Annotated in this window: 2 protein-coding genes; both read left to right on the forward strand. The window is 73.3% G+C overall.

Annotated elements, in window-relative coordinates; all coding sequences use genetic code 11:
* The first annotated feature begins 92 nt into the window (after positions 1-92).
* Positions 93-2,042, forward strand: a complete 1,950-nt coding sequence (uvrC, locus tag ACTUAL_RS21585; protein WP_440901521.1) for an excinuclease ABC subunit UvrC — start codon at positions 93-95, stop codon at positions 2,040-2,042.
* Positions 2,039-2,299 (forward strand): RNase adapter RapZ (locus ACTUAL_RS21590; RefSeq protein WP_440901522.1); only part of this gene is annotated, 261 nt, incomplete at its 3' end. The genes uvrC and ACTUAL_RS21590, both read left to right, overlap by 4 nt.

The raw sequence follows: 2,299 nt of genomic DNA on the forward strand, positions 1-2,299 counted from the left end.
CGCCCCGCCGCTCCCGCCCCCGTGCCACGCCCCCGACCTGCGCCGTCCCGGCCTGCCGGAGAGTTGTCGGACCCCGCACGTAGTCTTGTCCCGTGGCCGACCCGTCGACCTACCGACCCGCCGCCGGGAGCATCCCGGAGGCCCCCGGTGTCTACAAGTTCCGCGACCCCACTGGGCGGGTCGTCTACGTCGGCAAGGCGAAGAGCCTCCGCTCCCGGCTGAACTCCTACTTCGCCGACCTCTCCGGCCTGCACCCGCGCACCCGCCAGATGGTCACCACCGCCGCGAGCGTCGAGTGGACCGTCGTCGGCACCGAGGTCGAGGCGCTCCAGCTGGAGTACAACTGGATCAAGGAGTTCGACCCGCGCTTCAACGTCCGCTACAAGGACGACAAGTCCTACCCCATGCTCGCGGTGACCCTGAACGAGGAGATCCCGCGCCTGCACGTCTACCGGGGCCCGCAGCGCAGGGGCGTGCGCTACTTCGGCCCCTACCCGCACGCCTGGGCCCTGCGCGAGACCCTGGACATGCTGCTGCGCGTCTTCCCCGCCCGCACCTGCACCGGCGGCGTCTTCAAGCGCCACGAGCAGATGGGCCGCCCCTGCCTGCTCGGCTACATCGACAAGTGCTCCGCCCCGTGCGTCGGCCGGGTCTCCCCGGACGAGCACCGGGCCATCGTCGGCGAGTTCTGCGACTTCTTCGCGGGCCGCACCGACGGCATGGTCCGCCGCCTGGAGCGCGAGATGAACGCCGCCGCCGAGGAGCTGGAGTTCGAGCGGGCCGCCCGGCTGCGCGACGACCTGTCCGCGCTGCGCCGCGCCGGCGAGCAGCCCGCCGTCGTGCTCGGCGACGGCACCGACGCCGACGTGGTCGCGTTCGCCACCGACGACCTGGAGGTCTCCGTCCAGGTCTTCCACGTGCGCGGCGGCCGGGTGCGCGGGCAGCGGGCCTGGGTGGTGGACCGGGAGAACTCCGAGGGCGTCCCCGCGCTGGTGGACCGCTTCCTCACCCAGTTCTACGGCGGCCAGGCCGAGGCCGCGGGCGCCGCCGCCGAGGACGCCGCCCCGGTGCCTCGCGAGGTCCTCGTCCCCGAGCTGCCCGACGACGCCCCCGCGCTGGAGCGCTGGCTGGGCGGCCTGCGCGGCACGAAGGTCGGGCTGCGGGTGCCGCAGCGCGGCGACAAGCGCGACCTCATGGCGACCGTCGAGCGCAACGCCAAGGAGGAGCTCCAGCAGCACAAGCTGCGCCGCGCGGGCGACCTCACCGCCCGCTCCGCCGCCCTCCAGGAGCTCCAGGACGCCCTCGACCTGCCCAGCGCTCCGCTGCGGATCGAGTGCGTCGACATCAGCCACACCCAGGGCACCGACGTGGTCGCCTCCCTCGTCGTGTTCGAGGACGGCCTGCCGCGCAAGTCCGAGTACCGCCGCTTCGCCCTGCGCGAGGCCGCCACCGAGGGCGACGGCGCCTCCATCGCCGAGGTCGTGCGCCGCCGCTTCCAGGCCTACCTGAAGGAGACCGCCGAGGCGGGCGACGACGCCAAGCCCGGCATCGACCCGGAGACCGGCAAGCCCCGACGCTTCGCCTACGCGCCGAACCTGCTGGTCGTGGACGGCGCCGGACCGCAGGCCACCGCCGCCGCGGGCGTGCTCGCCGAGCTGGGGATCGACAACGTCGCCGTCGTCGGACTCGCCAAGCGCCTGGAGGAGGTGTGGCTGCCGGACGACCCGGACCCGACTATCCTGCCCCGCACCAGCACAGCCCTCTACCTGCTCCAGCACCTGCGCGACGAGGCGCACCGGTTCGCCATCGCCTACCACCGCCAGAAGCGGTCCAAGCGCATGACGGCCTCGGAGCTGGACGACGTGCCCGGCCTCGGCCAGACGCGCAAGGCGGCGCTGCTGAAGCACTTCGGCTCACTGCGGAAGCTGCGTGAGGCGAGCATCGAGGAGATCAGCGGGGTGCCCGGCGTGGGACGGCGCACCGCCGAGGCCGTGCGCGCCAGACTGGGCGCGGCGGCCGGTACCGAAGGGGAGCGAACGTGAGCGAAACCGCCGGGGAGAAGTCCGGCATCGAGGTCGCGGTGGTGACGGGCCTGTCGGGGGCGGGCCGGTCCACCGCCGCGAAGTGCCTTGAGGACCTCGGCTGGTTCGTCGTGGACAACCTGCCGCCCGAGCTGATCTCCACCATGGTGGAGCTGGGCGCGCAGGCCAGGGGAGCCATCACCAGGGTCGCGGTCGTCATGGACGTGAGCAGCCGCGCGTTCACCGACGACCTCGCCGCCGTCATCAAGGACCTGGAC

Source organism: Actinosynnema sp. (assembly GCF_052038725.1).